The sequence below is a fragment of the Bdellovibrio sp. BIS2 genome, from assembly GCF_055398295.1.
In genome coordinates this window covers 1,411,878-1,434,138 of sequence record NZ_AP035879.1, presented here as the reverse complement: position 1 = coordinate 1,434,138, position 22,261 = coordinate 1,411,878, and the positions used below count along the sequence as shown (strand labels likewise).

Sequence of the window (22,261 nt, the reverse complement as noted above, 5' to 3'; positions counted from 1 at the left end):
CTATGTTGCGACGCGTGCAAAAGGGCCTCATTCCTCACCTCTTATACCGACTCGAAGTCCTGCTTCGATTCTTCTCCCGTCGCCGGGGTTTTTGGCTGCGTTGCCTTTTGTGCTGGCTTATCGGTTGCCTGGCTTTGTCCAACGATGAAATCACGTCTTACGACCAGCGCTTCCAACTGCGCGGAGACCAAAAAACCTCCCCGCAGATCGTTCTGATCACCATCAAACAATCAGACTTTGCGATGATCTATGATGCCCGAACAAACTTCCTCGACAACATGAGCGAAGTCACCGACATCACCGACAGCTTCTTCTGGAACAAACCCCTTTGGTCCGAACTGCTTTTGCGTATCCTGCGCCAAAATCCCCAGTCTGTGGGCGTGACCCTGTACTTTGGCGATAACATCGGCACGGTTCGCATGACGCCGGAGGATCAGCGCATCTTCCTGGATCCGCGCATCGTGTGGGCTTCGACCACCAATTCCCTGGAACGCATCCTGACCCCGGTCTTTACCAACCGGGACCACAACAACCTGGGAAGCAACGAACTTCGTCGGGACGAAGACGGCGTGGTCCGTCGTGTGTTCCCTCAGCGGGCGGAAATGCCCCACTTGGTGGAAAAAATCACCGGCAAGAAGTTCCCGACCCAATTGGCGGGCCTGGCGATCAACTATCGCGGCTCAGCGCGAGTCTTCAAACAGTACTCTTTAAGTGAAATCATCTATGACGAACTTCCGGCCAATGCCTTCACTGACAAAATCATTTTGATCGGGGCCGAGACTTCGTCCGCTCCGGTGTACATGACCCCGATGGGGACTTTGTCGCGCACAGAAATCCTGGCGCATATCACCGACACGGTTTTAGGCGACAAGTGGATTAAGCGCCTGAGCTTTGCCTGGTACGCTGCCGGTTTCTTTGTGCTGATGCTGATGGCGGTCTTTGTGATCACCACCTATCCGCAGTCCGTGGCCCTGTTCTTTATTCTTTGGATCGGCACTTTGCTTGCGGCCCTGTCGGCGTGGGTCTTTGACACGTTCTATTTCTGGTCCCCGGCGTTTTCTCCGTTCGTACTGCTGGCCACAAGCTGGATCATCTTCATCGGTTATCAGGCCACCAAAATTGAACGCCAGAACTTCCATTTGCAGCAGGAACAGGAATATCTGGCACAGCTGGAACAGTTGAAAAACAACTTCGTCAGTCTGATTTCCCATGACCTGAAAACGCCGATTGCAAAAATTCAGGCCATCGTCGACCGCCTGATGACCCAGCATGCGCACGAAACGGAATTGGGACAGGATCTGAAATCCCTGCGCCTTTTCAGTGATGAACTGAATCGTTATATCCAGTCCATCCTGAAGGTTCTTCGTGTCGAGTCCCGTGATTTCAAAATCAACAAGGAAGTTGCCGACATCAACGAGATCATCGAAGAGGCCCTGCAGCACCTGCGCCCGCTGGCCCGGGAAAGAGGCATCCAGATCCACACGGCTTTGGAGCCGATGTTCTCGGTGGAATTTGATACGACTCTGCTGAAAGAGGTTGTGATCAATCTGATTGAAAATGCGATTAAGTACACGCCCAGCGGCGGTCAGATCGAAGTGATCTCGCACGAGTCCGAAGAATTCGTGCACGTCCTGGTGAAGGACACCGGGGAAGGGATCAAGCCCGAGGACATGGAAAAGGTCTGGGGTAAATTCACGCGCGGTTCCGATCAGGATCTGCGCACCAAGGGAACCGGCCTTGGACTTTATCTGGTTAAATATTTTATTGAACTGCATGGCGGTAAAGTGACGATGGAAAGTAAACTGGGACTTGGGACCACGGTTGCTTTCACCCTCCCGCTGGATGCTGAAGAAGACGAGGTGTTAGTATGATCAATAAGCTCCACACACTGATTGTTGATGACGAGGCCGAACTGCGCCGTTCGGTGATTTCGATCCTGAAATCCACCATGCCCGAAATTGAATTCACCATCGAGGAAGCCGCGACGGGCCGCGAAGCCCTGGACAAGGTGAAACAACAGCAATGGGATCTGGTTCTGATGGACGTGAAAATGCCGGAAATGAACGGCCTTGAAGCGTTGACCGCGATTAAGGAACACGATCCCCGCACTTTCGTCGTTTTGATGACGGCGCATTCAAATCTTCATGACGCTGTCGTGGCGATCAAAGAAGGTGCTTACGACTACGTCGAAAAACCGGTGCAGCCACAACAACTGGCCGAAATCGTGCGTAAAAGCCTTGAGGCGCGCGATCTGATCTCGTCTTTGGCGATGTCCAATCCCGTGTTTGACGACGACATTGAATCCGAGATCGTGGGCGGCTCTTCCAAAATGAAAGAGGTCTTCAACCTGATCTACCGTCTGTGCAAAGTCGACACGACGGTTCTGGTGCGTGGTGAAAACGGAACCGGCAAAGAGCTTGTGGCCCGCGCCATTCACTTCAACTCCCCTCGAAAATCCGGCGCCTTTGTGGCCATCAACTGCGGGGCGATCCCGGAAAATCTGATGGAAAGCGAATTGTTCGGCCACGAAAAAGGCGCTTTCACCGGCGCGGTGGAACGCAAGATCGGGAAATTCCAACTGGCGAACAACGGAACCTTGTTCCTTGATGAAATCGGCGAGCTTCGCCCGGACATGCAGGTAAAACTTTTGCGCGTTTTGCAAGAGCGCAAGTTCACCCCGGTGGGCAGCAACCGTGAAGTCAAAACCACGACGCGTATTATTGCCGCCACCAACCGCAATCTGGAAAAGATGATGGAAGAAGGCGAATTCCGCGAAGATTTGTTCTATCGCCTGAATGTCATGCCGATCTTCCTGCCGCCTTTGCGTGAGCGTTCTGATGACATCGAGGCCCTGGCTGGAAACTTCATCAAGAAGTTCTCAAAGCAACACGGCCGTCAGATCACGGGCATCACCCCGGAAGCTTTGGACATGCTGAAATCCTATCGCTGGCCCGGAAACATCCGCGAGCTTGAGAACATCATCGAGCGTTCTTTCATCGTGGAAAACAGCCACCAGATCACCGTGGATTCACTGCCTGATTCCATCAAACTTGCGCCGAAAGACGGCACTGACAAAACAGCGAGCGTTGGTTATTCCGGCCCGCTGGACTTTGATGCCTTCAAAGAAGAGATGGAAAAGGAATTTATCGTCAGCGCTTTGAAAGCCAACAACGGTCGTATCAACCAGACGGTGGCTCAGGCGAACATTCCGAAGAACACCCTGCTGCGCAAGATCCGCAAGTACGGCATCAATGTGAAGGAATACACTAACGAAGAATAAACCCGGCCGTGCGAAGGACTTCCTCTGCCGGGATGTCCTTCATGCACACATGGGTTTTGATCGGACAGACCTTGTGGCCATGCTTGCCGCAAGGTCGACAGCGCAAGTCCTCTTTCTGGACGACATAAGATTGTGCTGACCACGGGCGATAGCCAAATTCCAAAATCGTGGGACCAAACACCGCAATCAAAGGTGTTTCACAGACCGCCGCCAAGTGTGTCGACGCGCTGTCGTTTCCAACCAGCAAAGCGGCACGGGCGATCAACTGGGCTGACTCAATGATCTTGGTTTTGCCAGCCAAGGACACAGAACCCGGAATGCCCGCGGCCACTCGTTCTGACAGTGTTTCTTCCCCGGGACCACCCATCACGTAGACTTCATAGCCCTGATCTTTCAGCGCCTTGCCAACGCCGATAAAGCCCTCCTCCGTCCAGCGTTTGGTGGCCCACACGCTGCCTGGGAAGATCAACACGGCTTTTCCGTTTTCAAACCCCTGAAGGTTGAATTTGGTCTTTAGCTGCTGAAACAATTCAGAATGCGCCAGCACTTTTTCACGCTGGCTCATGGACGCCCACTCAGGAGGCGCTGGTAACAAACCATTATCTGCCGGCAAATAGGGTTTTGCCCGGGCGACATAGTCTTCGATGTTCTTTTTCAGTTCGGGATCAAACGGCGCCAAAAGACTGAGCTGTCTCATCGCATCCGGCAGACGCACATCGCGTTTTACGCGGGTTTGGAAAGCCAGAAAATTCCAGGCATTTTTGTAAGAGACTTTATGAGCGGCCTTGATTTGCATACAGAACAAAACCGTACGCATGGATTCATGCGGAGAAATCAGATGATCGACATTTTCTGACCGCAGGGATTCAATGATGCGGGCGTATGTGTCTTTCTTGCCCTTTTCGATTTCATAGACGTGATCAACAATACCGGCTTTGACAAAGAAGTCGCCCAAACCTTTGCGGCAAACCAACCCCAGCTTGTGGTCAGGCCACAAGGCCCGGCATTTTTTAAGGAGCGGGATTGAGAGCAGTAGATCGCCCAGAAAGGCGGTTTGCACAACAAGATTCAAGGGCATCGATAACTTCCTCTAACGAGACCTGATCGTAGCACATAATGGCTTTTTCACAAGTCCTCTTCCAGCAAGGGCTGCAGGGGCTTTTTGTCAAAAGCTTAAATCCTCTGTCATAAATGTCGATCTCGTGAGCACAAGTCGGACCAAACCAGGCCACCACTTGTTTTTTCTGAGAGATCGCCATGTGCATGCCCAGACTGTCCCCGGTCACAACCACATCACAGGCGGCAACACTGATCAGGCCGTCACGAAGCCCCGACTCGGTTTCCGAAGAAATCACGGAATAACCTTCCTGAATAAGACCGTTACGAATGGTGTCTTCAGGACCGCCCAGCAGCACAATCTCAGCATACGGAAACTTTGCCTGAATGCGCTCAATCAGCAGACGATGATAGTCCACCGTCAGTTTTTTATAAGGAATCACCGGACTGCATCCAGTGTTCAAACCAATCACCAGGGATTTATTATTTTCAGCAAGCCACATGTCTTTACGACGACGAGCTTCTCGGTCTTCACTTTCAGTCAGTGGCAACCAGTAGTCATCGCGCTGGTATTCACCCAACTCCAAAGCCTCAATCATCAACTGGGTTTCAGGCTTTTGATTGACGAAGAATTTTTTATGATTGTCCAAACCCAGTTCCCACAGCTCTTGAGCCGCGTCCGTGGCCGGAACAATCGCGCCATTGGATCCTTGAACCGTGAAGCCATAAATTTGATCCACTTGAGTGCGCTTCACGACCCCGCAGGCCTTCAGGGACTTATCAATCACAAAACCCACTTCAAATTCCAAAGTCGACAGTTGCAAAAGGTCCGCTTCGCTGGTGGTCAGGACACGATCAAGGGCAGGATGATTTTTCAGCAGATGGTGAGCCGGCGCATCAGTCACCCACGTGATCATGGAACCGGGGTATTTGCGCTTGATAGCTTTCAACAGACTGGTGCTGCGAACCACGGCCCCCAAGGCGCCCAGATGAACAATCAAAACAGAGCATGTCGGCACATCTTTTTGCGTGCAGGAAGAGTCACACACCGTATTTTTGGAGCAGGGTTTGTAACCGGAAAAGTGTCTGCAATTGATCATCGCCATCTTCATATTCTATGTCAGTTGCCCGCCGATGGCGCAGATCCAGACCGGCTTTTCAGGACCTTGGTATTGTTGAAGGCCGGCTGAAATATTCCGATAAGCCCTCGAATGAGAATCGAGAAAGAACCCCTGCAAATCCCCGCCCTGCAAATGCAGCCTTCCGCTGATGGCGGCAGCTTTACGGTTCTTTCCACGCGCAAAAGCTATCGCCTGAATCCCCTGCAGTACTCATATCTGGATGTGCTTAAAAACGGCAGCTCCATCGAGGGCCTGGTTCAGTTCTTTCTGGGACAGGGCTGGCTGGTCAGCTTTCGCGAATTGTCTGCTTTGCTGGAATTCCTGATTCAGGAAGGCCTTTTGCAAAACCCGAATGTTCAGGCGTACTTCAACCGCGCCCAACAGGCCATGCACGAACAAGGGCATTTAAGCGGACCAGGCCAGCAAGTGAGCTCGCTAAATCCGTCGCAACTGCCCTTCTTCCGTTCTTTGGATTCGCGGCTTGCGCAGCACCTGATGCAAAACTCTGAACGCTTCCAGGTCCCGGCCAACATCAAAGTCATTCAATCCGGAAAAAATGACCGGGATCTGTTCATTCTGTTAAAAGGCCAGGCCGGCATTTACCGTGTGTTCGGCAATCAACAGCGCCAGATGGTGGCGGCACTTCATTCCGGGGCCCTGTTTGGTGAAAGCGGATTCCTGTTAAATCACCCGCGCACCGCGGACGTTATCACTCTGGCTCCCAGTGAAATTCTGCGTGTTCGCCATTTGCCAGAGTTCGATCAACTGATCAAAAGCGACAAAGCTCAAAGCCTGCAACAACGCTTCTGGATTCTGCAGGCCCTGCAGTCTTCCAACGTATTTAAGAATTTACCCGGTGATTGCCTGGACAGTTTGATCTTCTCAGGCCGTTTGGTTAAGTCCCCGGCCCATCAAAGACTTTTCAATGAGGGCCAACCCGCCAACACCTGCTACATCGTCGTCCAAGGCAGCGTTGTGATCAGCCAACAGGGCCGCAACATCAACGTCATGGCCCAAGGCGCCTGTTTCGGCGAAATTTCCCTACTAATGAGCGGCGGCCAGCGCACAGCCACCGCCACCACCCAACAAGAAACCATTCTGCTGGAAATCCAGCAAAACAATTTCTATCAAGTTCTGTCTCAAAATTTATTCTTAGCAAAAGAAATCGAAACTCTGGCCGCACAAAGACTCGAAGCCGACCGCCAACGATAGTTCAACTTAGGGGCCGCTCAAAATGCCCCAGATGCAAGGCGGAGAAGCTCCCCACAGCGCAGGCGTGCTCCAAGCACGTCGGAGCGAGGAGAGCGCACGACAACGCAGTCAGATGGGGTATTTTCAGCGGCCCGGGTTAATAGACACGACTTCGGAAACAAGTGTTCCGATTTTGATTTTGGATTCAATTCTCAGGATAAATTTACGATCATCGTCAGACAACCAGATGAAGTTGTCGCCGATCGGATTTAATTTGCCCTTCAAAGTGATTTTGGGCTGAACCACGATGGCTTTAATCGGCCCCAGCTTGGTGTTCAGAACTTCACGGCGCAGGGCTTTGCCAGAGAAGACCAGGTTCTCATTGTCATTCCCGACGCGGAAAGAATACTCTTTGCCCGTTTCCCATTTGAAATTTCGCATATAGTAAATCGCGCTGTACACGTTTTGCGTGTAAGGCAGGATTTCCCAGTTCTGTTTTTTCTCTTCTTCCCCGTGATCCTTGGTCACCTTCTTTTCCCAGAAGGTCGCCGTGTTTTTCTCGACGTCAAAGAGCATCTTGGCTTCACGCAATTGACCGGATTCCTTCACGTGCAACTGGAACACACGAGGCACAAGGTCCTCGTAATCCACGAATGTCTCAACGCGGTCTTCAACACTATAGAAGGAACTGAACAAGGAACTGGTACGAATCTCCACCGCAAATGTGTAAGACTTGCGATTATTGACCATGGCAAAAGGCTCCACCTTCATGCGAAGCTCCCCGGCAGAGACCTTGAAATAATGCACGTCGTGCACCACTTCCTCACCCACCCGGAATGGATCATTCACCGGACGACGGCCGTTGAATCCTTCGGAATCTTCGATATCAGGCTGGCGGGCCGCTGGCTCGGACGCAGCCGTTTCTGTTTTAGCCGACTTGGTGGTTTTTGCAGCCGGCTTGCCTGCGGGTGCGGCGGCTGTCTTTGCGGAAGCTTTTACATCCGTTTTTTCAGCGGCCTTCCCTGTTGGCTTTGCAGAAGTTTTGCCGGGGGCTTTGGCAGAAGTTTTGGCGGCTGACTTATCCGCCTTCCCTGGAGTATCGGATTTCGCCGCGGCCGGTCCTGCCGCTGTGGTTTCCGCAGCGCCCTCTGGTGGGGCTTCCGTCTGCGGTTTTACAATCGTGACGGCTCCTTCGAACTCCTCGTTTTTTTTCAGTTGATCGGCCTTTTCGTACTTCAAAAATGAAGTCGAACAAGAAACCAAAAACAATGAAACGAGAGCACCAAGAAGCAGCTTATTCACCGGAAGTCCTTCCACCGTCGATGCACCCACATCCATTGTTCCGGGTGCTTTCTGACAATCTCTTCAAGCTTGTCGCAATAACTTTGCGTCAAATTCAGAGTCGTCTGGTCTTTATCATCAGCCACACACGAAGCCGTGTCCATCGCTGGCTCCACAACAACATGAAGTTTTTTGTCTTCCCCCTCGTAGGTATAGATGGGAAGGACCGGAGCCTTGGTTTTTTGCACGAACAGAGCTAGACCATAGGCTGTGCCTGTCTTTTTTCCGAAGAAGGAGGTCTCAATACCGAAGGGGCGACCCATAAACTGGTCCAGGACAAAGACCACCGCCGAGTTCTTTTTTAAGGCCTTCAAAATTTCAAAAGCGTTGTTAGGCGCGTGCGCATCGATGTACTGAACACCTTTCGCCCCGCGAATGGAAAACCACAGATCATCAAACCATTTGGTTTTAAATCTTTTCGTGATCAGGTTCACGCTCTGCCCGTTTAACACAATCGTGTTACAGGCAAGATCCCCATTTCCCAGATGCAAAGTCAGGAAGAACATTCCTTTCCCGGCAGCCCGGGCATTTTCAACGTGCTCCCAGCCGTGAAAAACCACATTCTTGGTGATCCACTCAGGCGTCACAGACGGAATGAAAAAGAATTCTGCAAAGTTATATCCCAATTGATAAACTGACTCACGCCCCACAGCTTTTCTTTGTTTGTCAGTCCATTCGGGGAAAGCCAGCTTCAGATTGTCCAGGACGATTTTTTTGCGGAAACCAAAGACATCAAACCACAAGAATCCCACCCAGGATCCGGATTTGCGCAGCCAGCGGCGCGGCACCAGCGAGCTGAAAAAAACCATCAGATTAACGAAGAACTTGAGTAATAATCTCATGAAGGCGTCCCTTCTTTCCTGCTTCAACCACTTCCAAAGAGGTGCTCCACAGGATGGAGGAGTCGTTGAACAAATGACGAAGTTTCACGGCATCTTTGCCGGTGGTCACCAGCATATCCGCCCCTGAAAGTTCGAAGGCCTCGGTGATGTTTTTCACATCCTGAGCCGTGTACTGATGATGATCGCGATAGTGCAGGCTCTGTTTTGAGACCTCCCCGATTTCGCCCATCATCTTTTCGAAAACATCGGGTCTTGCAATGGCTGAAACCAGGAACAGTTTTTTACCCTGAATTTCGCTGCGATTCAAAACCTGTCCGGTTTTGACGTTCTGGCACTTCTGAATCTCGTATCCGAAATAAAGCACTTCCTTGTCTTTGGGAAGTTTGGCCTCCAAAGCCTTCAAAGCATCCTCTGTGGCCAGATTGCATTTGGATAAAATCAAAACATCCGCACGCTGTATCCCCGCCCACGATTCACGGGCACGGCCTTCCGGCAGAACCTCGTAATTCGCCAGGCTTTCGGTCGCATCCAGAATGACGATATTCAAATCACGATGCAGGCGGCGGTGCTGGAATCCATCATCCACAATCAGCACATCATATTTATGAACTTCCGTGGAATAACGGGCCGTGCGCCACTTGCTGGGGCCCACGTACACTTTCACCTGGGGGTTGGCCTGAGCCAGCAACACCGGCTCGTCACCGAAGTAACGTGCGGCAAAGGGGTGATCCACATCCACCAGACAAGGCGAATCAGCATCCGCGCGGTAAGAGCGGCTGATCACCGCCACTTTCTTGCCATCAGCCACCAGCGACTTCAGACAATAATCAGTGATCGGGGTTTTTCCGGTTCCACCCACTGTCAGATTTCCGATACTGATCACCGGCACCGGCGCCTTGTAGATGCCGAATACACCGCGGTCAAAGAGGCTGTTTTTAACCCCCACGACCTGATCATACAAAAATGACAGTGGACGAAGATATCTCATCAGACGAAGTACTCTTCCAGGGCTTTGACCACGCGTTCGGTCGCACCCTTGTCACCAAGATACTGACGAACCTGCCCAAGATCCGCGACGACAGAGTCGTGATACTTCTTATCCAGAACATAACGTTCCAGCTCAGCCGCCAAATTCTCGGCGGTCACTTCACTTTGGAACAGCTCTGGAACCGCTTCTTTGTCCAGAATCAAATTCACCAGACCAAAATACTTGGTCCCGCGAACGAAGAGCTTCGCAAAAATACCCGTCAGCCACTTCATCTTGTACATGATGACCATGGGTTTTTTCAGCAAGCCCACTTGCAGGGTCGCTGTTCCTGAAGCCACCAGCATCATGTCCACCAGATGAATCATTCTAAACGGCTCATCCTTCAGCAACATATAAGGCAGTCGGAAATTTTCCAGACGGTCCTGCATGTACTCTTTCGTGAAGGTCGGAGCAGTCAGGATCAAAACTTTCAGATTCGGGAATTTCTTGGACAAAATCCGAGCCGCATCCAATTGAATGTCCAGGTGCTGCTTCACTTCCAGACGACGGCTGCCCGGCATCAAGCCCAGCACGATTTCGTTGTCACGAATGCCGCACTGGTTGCGGTGAGTTTTGCGGTACTCAAGATCATCAATCAAACGCTCGTCCAATTCATCCAGAAGCGGATGACCGACGAACTCCACCGGCACCCCGTGCTCTTCATAGAAAGGCACTTCAAACGGGAACAAAACGAATACTTTTTTGCAGTACTTTTTGATCGTCTTCACACGGCCTTTGCGCCATGCCCACACCTGCGGGGAAATGTAGTAAACAACCGGGATTCCCAATGCGTGCAGTTTTTTTGCCAGCATCAGGTTGAATTCCGGATAGTCCATCACGATCGCCACTTTCGGACGGCGCTTTTCAGCCTCCGCCACCAGGCTGTCAAAAACACTTTTCAGATGAGAATAAGCACTGATGATTTCGGCGGCACCGACCACGGCCATCTCTTCGGATTTACCCAGGCGTTCAAAGCCGATGTCTTCCATATCCTGGCTGCCCACGCCGAAAGCATGAACCTTGCGGCCTTTGCGCTTCCAGGCTTCCAGAATTCTTTGGGCATAGGTCACACTGGAGGCTTCCGCCGCCACAATCAGAACCTGATCCATCAGCCCTCAATCATTCTCTGCACGTCTTCGATGGCTTTCAGGGCCTTCAACCCGTCAAGACCTGTGACCACAGGTTTTTTATTATTCAAAACACAGTCGATGAAAGCATCCGTTTCCCTTTGCAGGGCATCGGCTTTTTCAACGGACCACTTGGTGACCGTCAGGAACTCATCACCACCCGGACCCGGAACCACTTTTTCAAGTTCCAAAGTGCCAGTCTGGGCAAACAGGGTGCAATCATCCTGCAAAACGCGAATGGATCGCTGGGCCACCGGGGACACACGGCTGACATTGATCATCACCTGCATGCCATTTTTCATTTTGAAAGACACAGAGGCGGTATCCAGCTCTTTGGAAATAAGCTTGGTGCCGGTGCCGTTCATGGACTCAATTTCAGAACCCGTCAGCCAGAACAACAGATCCATGTCGTGGATCATCAGGTCGTGCAAAACGCTGACATCAGAACCACGCTTGTTGTAAGGCGCCATGCGGTTCAGCTCGATGAATTTTGGATTCTTCAGATGCTTTTGCAGATCATTGATCGCCGGGTTGAATCTTTCGATATGCCCGACGGCCACTTTCACATTCTTTTTTTCAGCCAAAGCCAGAAGCTCTTCAGCCTGCTGAACGGTGGCGGTGATCGGCTTTTCAACGTTCACATGAACGCCGTTTTCCACGAACAACTTTGCCAGTTCAAAGTGACTCAGCGTACTTGCCGCAATGGTCACCAGATCCACATGACCAATCAAATCCTGGGGCTTGTGGAAGCTTTTTACCCCCAGCTCCATGGCGATTTTATCAGCCTGTGCCGGGAAGTGATCACACACCCCGACCAGTTCCACGTTCGGATTGTTTTTGTATTTCTGAGCGTGGAATTTACCCAGGTAACCAACCCCGATAACCGCGCCACGAAGTTTATTACTCATCGTCCTGCCATCCTTTAGGGCTTCTGTCCACGGCGATACCGCGTTTGGAAGAGCGAATGAAGTTCACGAAGTACTCGATGTTCGGGCTCATCGTGCACTCGTTCAGGATGCGTTCAATGCCTTCCTCAACGGTGTGAGAACCCATGATGATGATACGGATGGCTTTGTGCACGTTTGCGATTTCTTCACGTGGGAAGCCTTTGCGCGCCAGACCGATCTTGTTGGTCGCGCGGATTGTCGCGTAAGTGCCCTGAGCACGACAGAACGGCAGGATGTCCTTGTTCACGATGGAAGAACCCGCCACGAAAGCACCACGGCCCACTTTGGTGAACTGGTTGAAGGCGCACACGCCCCCGATGGTCACACCGTCTTCAATTTCACAGTGTCCGCCCAAATGGGAGTTGTTGGCGATGGTCACATTGTTGCCGACTTTGCAGTCATGCCCGATGTGCGTGTAAGCCATGAAGTAGCCGTTGTTGCCGATTTCTGTTTTGCCGTCACCCTTGCTGGTCGCAAGATTGGCGGTGGAGAATTCACGGAACGTGTTGTTGTTACCGATAATCAATTTGGTTGGTTCACCTTTATAGGAAAGGTCCTGAGGAGCCCCTCCGATTACAGCACCGGGACAGAAATGATTATTTTCGCCGATTTCGATAATGCCGTGACGGGAACCCAGTGTCACATGACCTTCGACGAATGTGCCTTTGCCAATAAAACCTTTGCCTTGAATCAAACAGTAAGGGCCGATTTCAACATCGTCGGCGATTTGGATGTCTGGAGAAATAACACTGCTTGGATGAATCTTATAATTTGCCATGAACTTCTATTCCTAAACTAAAAAAGGGCCTTTGCAGGCCCTTTCGTTTTCTTATCAACTACTTTTCTTTTTCGAAGGCCGCGATTACTTCAGTTGTCAGGTCCGCATCCGCAGTTGCGTAAAGAACCATTTGAGAGTTCTCCAGCACCAGAGTGTAACCTTTGTCTTTCGCAAGTTTCGCGATCACTTTTTTCATTTTCTCAAGAATCGGAGCTGTCAGCTCGCGCTCTTTTTTCTGAATTTCGATCTGGCTTTTACCAACCACATCACGATACTTCAGCATTTCTTCCTGGAATTCAGCTTGTTTTTTACCAAGCGCTTCTTCAGAAAGAACAGACTTTTTCTTTTCCAGGTCTTCACCCATCTTTTTCAAGTCTGCTTCTTTTTTCTCCAGCTCTTTTTTCTTTTTGTTGAACTCTGTTTCAAGTTCCGTTTTTGCTTTCTTACCCGCAGAAGTGGACTGAATAGCTTTTTGCATATCAACAAATCCAACTTTTGCCTGAGCTTGTGCCAAAGATGCCGTCAGTAGCATGCTCAACACGATCAACATTTTCTTCATTCCAAATCCTCCTTAAAAGGTTTTAAAAATAATTTTGTACTGGTTCAGCTACGCGGGCAAAGCCCGCTGCGCTCTCCCGGCCCAGCCGGCTAAGTCTAGCTACGGCGCCCAGAGGGCGCCTGCGCTTCCTGCGCCGGGCGCGCTTAGAAACTAGGCCCGATGGAGAATTCGAAGACGGTGGCGTCTTGGTAAGCTGGGTTGCGGTTCAGTGGGAAGCCCCATTCGAAGCGCAATACACCAATTGGTGAATACCAGCGAATACCGAAGCCGACGTCCGCGAAGAAGTTATTGTCTGAAAGGACATCATCCGCGGCACCGATATCGAAGAATCCAGCACCCATGATGCCAGCTTCTTTAACCAAAGGGAACTGTAATTCCGTCTGGTACATGGCCTGCTGAACGCCCCCGTAGAAACGCCAAGCTTTCTCACGAGCTTCCGCCTCGGACTTACCCTCGGCGATCAGATCGTTATAGATCATCTCAGAGAACTTCATTTTACCCACGCGATAGGATCTATAACCACGCAAAGAGTAAGGTCCACCCAGAAGGTACAATTCAGAGAACGGAACTTCCTGACCATCCAACCCGTCGATACGGGAATATTGGATGTTATTTCGCCACACTACGTCCCAGAACAGGTTCTTATAGTATCTGAAGTTGGCGTTACCGCGAGTATACTTCAGATCTCCACCCAGACCGGCGTATTCATAAGACGCGCTGGAATAGATCCCTTTGGTCGGCATCTGACGGTCATTACGCGTGTCATATTCAACAGTTCCAGTCATGGAGCTGGTCACACCGGAAGCCGATTCCAACGGGAACAGATCCGGATCCGTGATCAACTTGCCTTCACTGTCGTATTTTTTAGACAGTTTGGTGTCGTCATATTTGTACTTCAGGAAACCACGCGTGTACTCGGCCAGCGGGTGACCCAAACGAATTGCACCACCTGTGTGATTTTCGTCATAGTCCACACGTCCAGTGTTCGCGCTTTGATAAAGATCCGCCCCCAAAGACCAAAGGGTGTCTCGGAAGTACGGCTCAGTGAAGGACAAGCTGTAGTAACTGCCCGTGTTGCTCAAATTCAAGGACGCACCCAGATTCTGACCTTTACCCAGGAAGTTCGCCTGACTGATGGAACCCTGCAAAGTGAAACCCTGGGAAGTACCATACCCGGCACCCAACTGGATCTGACCGGTGTTACGCTCTTTCACGGAAATGTCCACGTTCATAACTTCCGTGCGTTCCGGATCGATGGAGGTCTTGAAGTTCACCTCCTCAAAGAAGCCCAGACGCTGGATGTTTTCCAAAGACTGACGACGGCGCGTTTCGTTGTACAGCTCGCCCTCATGAACTTTCAGCTCACGACGGATGACCTTGTCACGGGTCTTGGAGTTGCCGACCATGTTGATTTTGCCGAAGTAAACTTTGTTACCCTTGTCGAATTCAAACACCAGGTCCACGCGACGTTCTTTGTCGTTGAAACGAGTGCGCGGAATAACGTTGGCATAGGCATAACCCAAGTCACCATACTTCGCCGTCAGATCACTGATGTCTTTTTGCAACACATCGTAAGCAAAAACGCCGTTGTCATCGATCTTGATCACTTCGCGCAATTCGGATTTCGGGAACAAAAGATCGCCGGCAAAATCCACGTCGCCGACATTGTACTGCTCACCCTCTTCAATTCGGATGGTGATATAAATGTTCTTTTTATCCGGTGTCACCGTCACCTGCGGACGATCAACCTTGGCTTGAACATAACCCTGATTCCAGTAAAGGAAGCGAAGGATCTGAACATCACGTTCAAACATCTCCTGCTTGTACTGACCAGAGCCGCTGATGCCAGAGAAGAAGCCGCCCTCTTGAGTCAGCATCTTGCTTTTCAGCGAGCTGTCACCCATGTGGTTGTTACCCAGGAAGGTGATCTTTTTAACTTTTACTTTATCATTTTCACGGATCTTAAAGACCAGACGGACAGTTTCGTCTTTGGTGACCTCTTGAACTTCTGAATCAATCTTGGCCAGGAAGAAACCCTTGTCTTCATAAAGCTTTTGGATTTTCTCCACCGCTTCTTTAACTTTGGCCATATTCAAAAGCTGGTAAGGCTTGATGCCTGTGGCATCGGCAATATCTTCAGACTTTACTTCACTGTTGCCTTCATAAGTGATTTCAACCACAGAAGGTTTTTCCAAAACAGTGTACGTCAGCGTGACGTCTTTGCCGGTGGTCTTGCGATCCACTTGGATGTCGTTGAAGAAGCCCAGATTGAACAACGCCTGCACATCTTCACGGATGTGCTGAGTGCTGTACTGCTCGCCCACTTTGGTGGTGATCTTTGCAAGAATGGCGTCTTTTTCAATTTTACGATTGCCGGCAACTTCGATGGTTTTAACGATCAAACCGGATGTCGCATCCGATGCTTCCGCAGCCGCAACAGGAGCTTTGGCCTTGGCGTTTTTCTTTTTGGCAGGCTGAGCTACCACCGTCGAAGTCATGAATGTGATTAACAGTGCACAAAGAAGCTTACTCAAAGTTCCCATTCCCCGTTATTTTTTAAAAATCTATAAGATTTTTAAGTACTTACAATTTAGACAAGGAATCGTAACTTAAGACCAAGGTCCTGTCAAAGCCACCAGACAAGCAAATCGACTTTTTTAGCCGCAAAGCACAAGCAAATCATGAAGATAGCCCCAGGGCCTTAAGACTGCCATTGACCGTCTTTCATTCTGTACACCTTCGGAAACCTGGTGGCGAAGGTCAGATCGTGAGTCACGATAACCAGGGCCAATTTCATTTCTTCCTTCAGACGGAAGAACAGCTCCTGAATCTTTCCACTGGTGTGGGAATCCAAATTCCCTGTCGGCTCATCTGCGAACAGAATCTTTGGATGGCGCACCAAGGCACGAGCAATGGCTACGCGCTGCAACTCACCCCCAGAAAGCTGGTTCGGATGATGGTCGGCGCGGTCCGCAAGGCCCATGAAATTCAAAAGGTGCAACGCCTTTTCTTTGGCCACCTTGATAGACTCCCCACCCACACGACAAGGGATCATGACGTTTTCAAGAGCATTGAATTCACTTAAGAGATGGTGGAACTGAAAGACGAAACCCATCTCCGAGTTGCGGAAGCGGGACAGCTCATCATCACTCATCGCCAGAAGATCGCGACCTTCACAATACAGCTCGCCCTTATTCGGACGATCCAAAGTTCCCATGATCTGCAACAAAGTCGATTTGCCAGCACCGGAAGCCCCAAGAATCGCAAACGCCTCACCCTCGCGGATATCCAGACTGACACCACGAAGAATTTCAAGCTCACCCACCCCTTGGGTATAGGATTTGTGAATGTCCACGGCACGCAAAAGAATATTTTCGCTATTCACTTCGAAGTCCCTCCACCGGTTCCAGCTTCGCCCCGCGACGTGCCGGCGCAATTGTGGCAATCAAACAGATCACAAGTGTTGCAATACAGATGGCCACGCCATCCACGAAACGGATTTGCAGTTCGATATTTTCCAGACGATAGACCTCGCCGGAAATCAGACTTAAACGCCCCTGCATAAATTCAAACAAATAGGCGATACCGACACCCAGAACAAACCCCAGCACCAGCCCCACCACGCCCATGAACAGGCCCTGACAGACAAAGATCTTCATGATGTCTTTTTGTGACAGGCCCACGGTTTTAAGAATGGCGATATCTTTGAAGCGACGAACGACATTTACAAACAAAGTTGCCGACACATTGAACGCCGCCACGATGGTGATCACCAGTACAACAAAGAAGATCCCCGGACGCTCGACATTGATGGCTTCAAAAAGGTTTTCATTGGCATCACGCCAGTCACGCACCCAGTAAGGAGCCCCCAACACACCGCTTAAGTTGAAGGCAGCTTCACGGGCATGATCCACGTCCTGAAACTTCAACAACAGGCCCGAATAACGGTCTCCAATATCAGCCAGATCCTGGGTGGCTTTTAAATCAGACAAAATAAAACGTTCATTCCAGTCGTGTTTTCCCAGATCCAAAACACCCTGCACCTTGAAAGCCCCCACCCGGCGCTGGAATTTTGACGGATCCACAGAATCCGCCACTGGCACCACCACACGGAAGGTGTCGCCGACATTGAGGTTCATTTTTTTGGCAAGATTCTTACCCACCAGCGCCAAAGGCACATCCGTGGCCACATTTAAATCATCAGACCCGCTGACAATACGGCGTTTGAAGTTCAAAACCTCATTCACCCTTTGTGTGTCCACACCCTGAATCAAAACACCCGAAATCTGGCCTTTATTGGCCAAAACCGCTTCAATAAAAACAAAGCGGCTGGTGCTGACCAAGGTGGGTTCGGCCTTGCGAATGCGCTCTTCCAGCTCTTTCCAGTCATCAGGAAAACGTGAACGCTTCACCACTTGTGCATGACCGGAAACTTCCGCCATGGCGGTTTTCAGAGTGTTTTCAAAACCACTCATCACCGCCATCGAGGCCACCAGCGCCGCCACCCCCAAAACCAGTCCCAACAAGGCCAAAGGAGCCGAGCCGCCAAACATGGTTTTGCGCGAGAAAAGCAGTCGCCAGGAAAGCCAAGGCAATGACGACTTCACGAAGGCTGACTTTCCGCCGTCAAAGTGGACTTCAGATAAGACATGATAAACCCATCCAAATCCCCGTCCATCACGTCATCGACCTGATTGGTCTCATGATCGGTGCGGTGGTCTTTGACCATCTGATAGGGATGCATCACGTAAGAGCGAATTTGCGAACCCCATTCATTGGCTTTTTTCTGGGAATTCATCGCGTCTTTTTCTGCATTGCGCTTTTCGATTTCCATTTCATAAAGGCGCGCTTTCAACATCTTCAGGGCTTTTTCACGGTTCTGGATCTGGGATCTTTCCACCTGACAGGTCACAATAACCCCGGTCGGAATATGTGTCATACGAACCGCCGAATCCGTTCTGTTGACGTGCTGACCACCGGCCCCGCTGGCGCGGAAGGTGTCAACTTTCAAGTCTTCCGGACGAACCTCGATATTGATGTCGTCATCCACTTCCGCCCAGGCAAAAACGGACGCAAACGAAGTGTGGCGACGGGCATTGGAATCAAATGGAGAAATGCGCACCAGACGATGCACACCGGATTCAGCTTTCAGATATCCATAGGCATACGGACCTTCAATCAAAAGCGTGCAGGATTTAATCCCGGCACCCTCGCCCTCGGTCATCTCGATGATTTGAACTTTGAAGTCATGCTTGTCAGCATAGCGGGTATACATACGCAGAAGCATCGAAGCCCAGTCGCAGGACTCAGTACCGCCCGCCCCGGAGTTGATGGAAAGGTAGGCACTGTTGCTGTCCAGCTCGCCATTCAGAACTCGTTTCAACTCAAGTTCTTCACCCAGTTTTTCCAGGGCCACGACTTCACCTTTGGCTTCGCTGAAGCTGCCTTCATCCTGGGCTTCTTCCGCCATTTCCAGCAGAACTTTGGCGTCGCTCAAACGGCCTGCAAAAGTGTCGAATTCACCCACCGCCTTTTCAAGCAGGGCTTTTTCTTTGTTCAGCTTTTGCATTTCAGCAGGTTTTTCCCAGATGGCCGGGTTTTCAGCCTGAATGGAGATCTCTTCCAGGCGTTTTTTCTTGCGATCTAAGTCAAAGATACCCCCGAAGCTCCTTCGAGAAGGCTTCGAGAGACACGATTTTACTTTTAATTTCAGAGGCTTCAGTAACGATAGACATAGGCCCAGTGTAATCACAGGGCCCAGTCTGTCAAGAAAAACGCCTCCGAGAGAAGGGAGGGGAAAATCTCTCGGAGGCGGAAGTATGGGAGAAACACACATCTGCCTATTACAAAGGCGATGCCAACCGGGTCTCTTCTGACTATTTGCGAAATGAATGCAGGAAAGCGGCGAAAACACCGGCCGCGCGAAGGAATCGTTCAAACTTTAGACAAAACCATGGACGCAGAAGGTCCCTTTGGGGTCTTTCTGCGAGGTTTCGATTGTCTTGTCGATTTTAGAGGGAAAAGAGGCCTTATTTACCAGAAACTTTTTTCAAAAGGACTTCGAAAGCCGCATCCTGAATGCCGAACATTTCAAGAGCGTCGGCCTCACTGGTTTCGTGATCGTACCCCAGCAAATGAAGCACCCCATGCAACAGCATGTAACCCAGCTCCTGCTGATAAGTAAGCCCATGCTCTTTGGATTGCCGCTTTAAAACCTCGGGGCATAAAACAAGCTCCCCTAAAGAACCCGGATCCATCGAGTCAAAACTCAGGACATCCGTGGCGTAGTTCTTACCGCGAAACTCCATGTTGATTTTCTGAGCGGGTTTTTTATCCAAAAAGACCAGCGTCAGTTCGCGACGGGCCTGATCCGCTTTCAGCACTTTTTTGCGCTTTAACTCAGTCACCACAAGATCCATCCAGCTTTGAATGAATTTGCGAGGCGCCGCGTGTTTGGATTCATTGACGATCAAAACTTCCATGATCAACCCTGTGATGGCGTGTGACCGACATCCCCCAGCCCGCCACCGGCACTGCGAGGATAATCAATACGCTGGTGATAGATCCCCAGAAGAATGCGGATGAACGCGGCTTCGACCTTGGAGATGTCTTTCAGGGTCAGATTACATTCATCCAACTGCCCGTCAGAGAACTTTCTTTGCGTGATGTTTTTAACGATGTTCTGCAGACGTGCCGGAGTCGGCTCATCCAAAGATCGAGCCGCCGCTTCGATACTGTCGGCAAGCATACACAATGCAGCTTCGCGGAACTGCGGTTTCGGACCCGGATAGCGGAAGTCCTCTTCCCCGATCTCCGGACCGTCTTCTTTTTTCAGATCCAGAGCCTTGTTGTAGAAATAAGAAATCAGCGTGGTTCCATGGTGCTGCAAAACCCCGTCAATGATCGGTTTCCCCAGTTTGTAGGCCATGCCCATTTCCACCCCGTCTTTTACGTGGGCGATCAGCAAGGTCTTACTCATAAACGGAGAAATATGATCATGCGGGTTGTGGCCCGGCTTCTGATTTTCAATAAAGTAATTGGCGTGCTCCATTTTACCGATGTCGTGGTAATAGCACATCACTTTACCCAGCAATGGATTGGCGCCGATTTCTTCCGCGGCCGCTTCCACCATCGAGCCCACCATCATAGAGTGGTGATAAGTTCCCGGGGCTTTGACGATCATTTCTTTTAGCAGCGGGTGATTCAGGTTGCTCAGTTCAAGCAGCTTTACGTCCGTGGTGTAGCTAAAGACGGATTCCAGTAGCGGAACAAACATCATCGCCACCAGAGCCGAGAAAATACCCCCCAGGAAGCCCGCCGGGATCGAAAGCAGAATTTCTTTTACGCCGCCCTCTTGATCGAACTTGGTCATGGTCAGAATGAAGGCAATCATCGCTGCATTTACTAATCCCGTGCGCACACCGGCATAATAAACGTCGTTACGGGTTTTGCAGTTATAAACCCCGCGCGCCGCCGCGATACCACCTACCAGAGACACGAACATAAAGGCGAAGTTGTAATCCACCATGATGCCCAGGCACACCGACAGGAAGGCTGTGAACAACCACACGATTTCACCGTAAGTGATCAGCAGGCCCACCAGCATCGGACCTGCCGCCACCGGAGCCGCATACAGGAAGATCGCCGGAGGCAGGAAGTGGCCCAGTTTTGAAGCAAAGGCCGCATCCGTGATGAACATGTAAATCTTGGTGAAGAAGATAATGCCAAAAGCAATCAGCATCATGACGGAAACGTCTTTGAATTCGATTTTCACTTTATTGATGGTGAAACGCTTCAGGTAAGAGAAAAACACCAAAATCGCCACCGACAGCATCAGCGCCATGGAAAGCGACATGATGTCTTTGCCCTTGTCCGCGCGGATGTTTTCAATCTGCTTGATCACCGCCATCTGGAACGGCTGAACCACCGAACCTTGCGCGATGATGTTCTGATTCTTTTTAATCGTGATGGTCACCGGAATCACCGCATCACGCGCGGCCTGACGGCGGCTGGCGGTTTCCTGCTTGTTCAGGGTCATGTTCGGAACAACCAAAGAACGGGCAAAGTAAAGGATATTGGCCTGATCCGATTCCGAGAAACGATTCAGGTCTTTTTTCAGCTCCAGTTCGAAGTTTTCCGGGGACTGCAGATCCAGGATTTCTTCACGCGGGATCGGGAATTCTTTCCCCAGATTGTTTTTGTGCACCACCCGACCCAAAACAGCAGCCTGGCTGGCCGGAATGAAGCGGTCCGGCGCTTCAGCCACTTTGCGGTCGTACCAGTTTTCAAGGTTGCGGATAACGATGGCTTCAATGCGCGGATTGAATCGAAGATCAATCAGCCACTCGAACATAAAGTCCGAAACCCCCACACCCAGCTCTTTTTCAAACTGCTTTTTGTACTGGAAGAAATCCTTCACCGCGATCCGGTACTGGGCCGGAGCCGTCGGCCACTTGGTTTCGCGGTAATAAGCACGCATGGTGCGGAAAGAGTGAATCAGGTTGACCGACACACGTTCAAAGACGCTGGTGTCATAGTCGTAAACGATCGGCACCGCGTATTCCGCCTTCAGGCGTTTTTCCTCGGTGGTGACCTCGTCGGTCATTTCAAAGCCGATGGGCGACGTGACATCGTACTTCGCCACATCACCGACATTGAAGTTGTATGGAATATCGAACTGATAGAAGATCGTGTAAGAAAGCAGGACGCAATACAGGAAGATCAAAGCCGCGCGACGGATGAAGAATTTTTCCTCCATGAGTTGCACAATACGACCCAGGAATGTCTTCTCCAAACCGATGGAATCCACCCAGTCCAAAAACTTCAGACTGTGATCCTCATAGTTGACCCGCTTGGCTGGGCTTTCGCCCTTTTTTGGATTCTTACCTCGTTGCATATCTAGTTTTTCTACGGTAACCCATATTGCAAAAATTGTCGAAATCACTATGCATTTGTGTTAGCAATAAAGAGATTCCATCAGAAAGTCGAGGAG

Annotated in this window: 18 protein-coding genes; 3 read left to right on the top strand and 15 right to left on the bottom strand. The window is 50.7% G+C overall.

Annotation, left to right across the window (positions count from 1 at the left end; translation table 11 throughout):
* Positions 1-134 precede the first annotated feature (134 nt).
* Positions 135-1,871, top strand: a complete 1,737-nt coding sequence (locus ACZ520_RS06905) for a sensor histidine kinase (RefSeq protein WP_416481077.1) — start codon at positions 135-137, stop codon at positions 1,869-1,871.
* A complete protein-coding gene (locus ACZ520_RS06900; protein ID WP_088565597.1) occupies positions 1,868-3,280 on the top strand; it encodes a sigma-54-dependent transcriptional regulator in 1,413 nt (470 codons plus the stop codon). Before ACZ520_RS06905 ends, ACZ520_RS06900 begins: the two co-directional genes overlap by 4 nt.
* On the opposite strand, the gene ACZ520_RS06895 is transcribed toward ACZ520_RS06900, so the two are convergent.
* Together ACZ520_RS06895 and ACZ520_RS06890 are read right to left on the bottom strand one after the other, a co-directional pair.
* On the bottom strand, positions 3,267-4,277 hold the full coding sequence (locus tag ACZ520_RS06895) for a glycosyltransferase family 9 protein (RefSeq protein ID WP_464127827.1): 1,011 nt from the start codon (positions 4,275-4,277) through the stop codon (positions 3,267-3,269). The genes ACZ520_RS06900 and ACZ520_RS06895 overlap by 14 nt on opposite strands.
* 13 nt (positions 4,278-4,290) lie before the next feature.
* The gene (locus ACZ520_RS06890; protein WP_464127826.1) at positions 4,291-5,442 is read right to left on the bottom strand and encodes a glycosyltransferase family 9 protein; all 1,152 of its coding nucleotides are present in this window, start codon (positions 5,440-5,442) and stop codon (positions 4,291-4,293) included.
* Positions 5,443-5,547: 105 nt separating this feature from the next.
* Between ACZ520_RS06890 and ACZ520_RS06885 the strand changes: the two genes are divergently transcribed.
* Positions 5,548-6,669, top strand: a complete 1,122-nt coding sequence (locus ACZ520_RS06885) for a cyclic nucleotide-binding domain-containing protein (protein WP_464127825.1) — start codon at positions 5,548-5,550, stop codon at positions 6,667-6,669.
* A gap of 123 nt (positions 6,670-6,792) precedes the next feature.
* On the opposite strand, the gene ACZ520_RS06880 is transcribed toward ACZ520_RS06885, so the two are convergent.
* The 13 genes from ACZ520_RS06880 to ACZ520_RS06820 all read right to left on the bottom strand — a co-directional run bounded on the left by ACZ520_RS06880 (position 6,793) and on the right by ACZ520_RS06820 (position 22,165).
* Positions 6,793-7,887, bottom strand: coding sequence for a DUF3108 domain-containing protein (locus ACZ520_RS06880; RefSeq protein WP_464127824.1), 1,095 nt, complete (start codon positions 7,885-7,887; stop codon positions 6,793-6,795).
* A 59-nt stretch (positions 7,888-7,946) separates the two neighbouring features.
* Positions 7,947-8,831, bottom strand: a complete 885-nt coding sequence (locus tag ACZ520_RS06875; RefSeq protein ID WP_464127823.1) for a lysophospholipid acyltransferase family protein — start codon at positions 8,829-8,831, stop codon at positions 7,947-7,949.
* Positions 8,803-9,819, bottom strand: coding sequence for a tetraacyldisaccharide 4'-kinase (lpxK, locus tag ACZ520_RS06870; RefSeq protein WP_232468593.1), 1,017 nt, complete (start codon positions 9,817-9,819; stop codon positions 8,803-8,805). The genes ACZ520_RS06875 and lpxK overlap by 29 nt, the downstream gene beginning before the upstream one ends.
* Complete coding sequence (gene lpxB / locus ACZ520_RS06865; protein ID WP_464127822.1) at positions 9,819-10,967, bottom strand: lipid-A-disaccharide synthase; 1,149 nt, start codon at positions 10,965-10,967, stop codon at positions 9,819-9,821. Before lpxB ends, lpxK begins: the two co-directional genes overlap by 1 nt.
* The gene (locus ACZ520_RS06860; RefSeq protein ID WP_088565605.1) at positions 10,967-11,893 is read right to left on the bottom strand and encodes a Gfo/Idh/MocA family protein; all 927 of its coding nucleotides are present in this window, start codon (positions 11,891-11,893) and stop codon (positions 10,967-10,969) included. The genes lpxB and ACZ520_RS06860 overlap by 1 nt, the downstream gene beginning before the upstream one ends.
* Complete coding sequence (gene lpxA, locus ACZ520_RS06855) at positions 11,886-12,710, bottom strand: acyl-ACP--UDP-N-acetylglucosamine O-acyltransferase (protein ID WP_374032581.1); 825 nt, start codon at positions 12,708-12,710, stop codon at positions 11,886-11,888. Before lpxA ends, ACZ520_RS06860 begins: the two co-directional genes overlap by 8 nt.
* Positions 12,711-12,768: 58 nt before the next feature.
* The gene (locus ACZ520_RS06850) at positions 12,769-13,269 is read right to left on the bottom strand and encodes an OmpH/Skp family outer membrane protein (RefSeq protein WP_088565607.1); all 501 of its coding nucleotides are present in this window, start codon (positions 13,267-13,269) and stop codon (positions 12,769-12,771) included.
* Between the two features lie 143 nt (positions 13,270-13,412).
* Entirely contained in the window at positions 13,413-15,812 is a 2,400-nt protein-coding gene (bamA, locus tag ACZ520_RS06845; RefSeq protein WP_088565608.1) for an outer membrane protein assembly factor BamA, read from the bottom strand.
* 158 nt (positions 15,813-15,970) lie between these two features.
* Entirely contained in the window at positions 15,971-16,654 is a 684-nt protein-coding gene (locus tag ACZ520_RS06840; protein WP_232468595.1) for an ABC transporter ATP-binding protein, read from the bottom strand.
* On the bottom strand, positions 16,647-17,876 hold the full coding sequence (locus ACZ520_RS06835) for an ABC transporter permease (RefSeq protein WP_232468596.1): 1,230 nt from the start codon (positions 17,874-17,876) through the stop codon (positions 16,647-16,649). The genes ACZ520_RS06840 and ACZ520_RS06835 overlap by 8 nt, the downstream gene beginning before the upstream one ends.
* Positions 17,873-19,004 (bottom strand): peptide chain release factor 2 gene (gene prfB, locus ACZ520_RS06830; protein WP_232468598.1). Its coding sequence is split into 2 segments (ribosomal slippage): positions 17,873-18,922 and positions 18,924-19,004, totalling 1,131 coding nucleotides; the frame shifts between segments, so codons are not numbered across the junction. The genes ACZ520_RS06835 and prfB overlap by 4 nt, the downstream gene beginning before the upstream one ends.
* Before the next feature lie 294 nt (positions 19,005-19,298).
* On the bottom strand, positions 19,299-19,751 hold the full coding sequence (gene ybeY, locus ACZ520_RS06825; RefSeq protein ID WP_088565611.1) for an rRNA maturation RNase YbeY: 453 nt from the start codon (positions 19,749-19,751) through the stop codon (positions 19,299-19,301).
* 2 nt (positions 19,752-19,753) lie between these two features.
* Positions 19,754-22,165, bottom strand: a complete 2,412-nt coding sequence (locus tag ACZ520_RS06820) for an HD family phosphohydrolase (RefSeq protein ID WP_464127821.1) — start codon at positions 22,163-22,165, stop codon at positions 19,754-19,756.
* Positions 22,166-22,261: the final 96 nt, after the last annotated feature.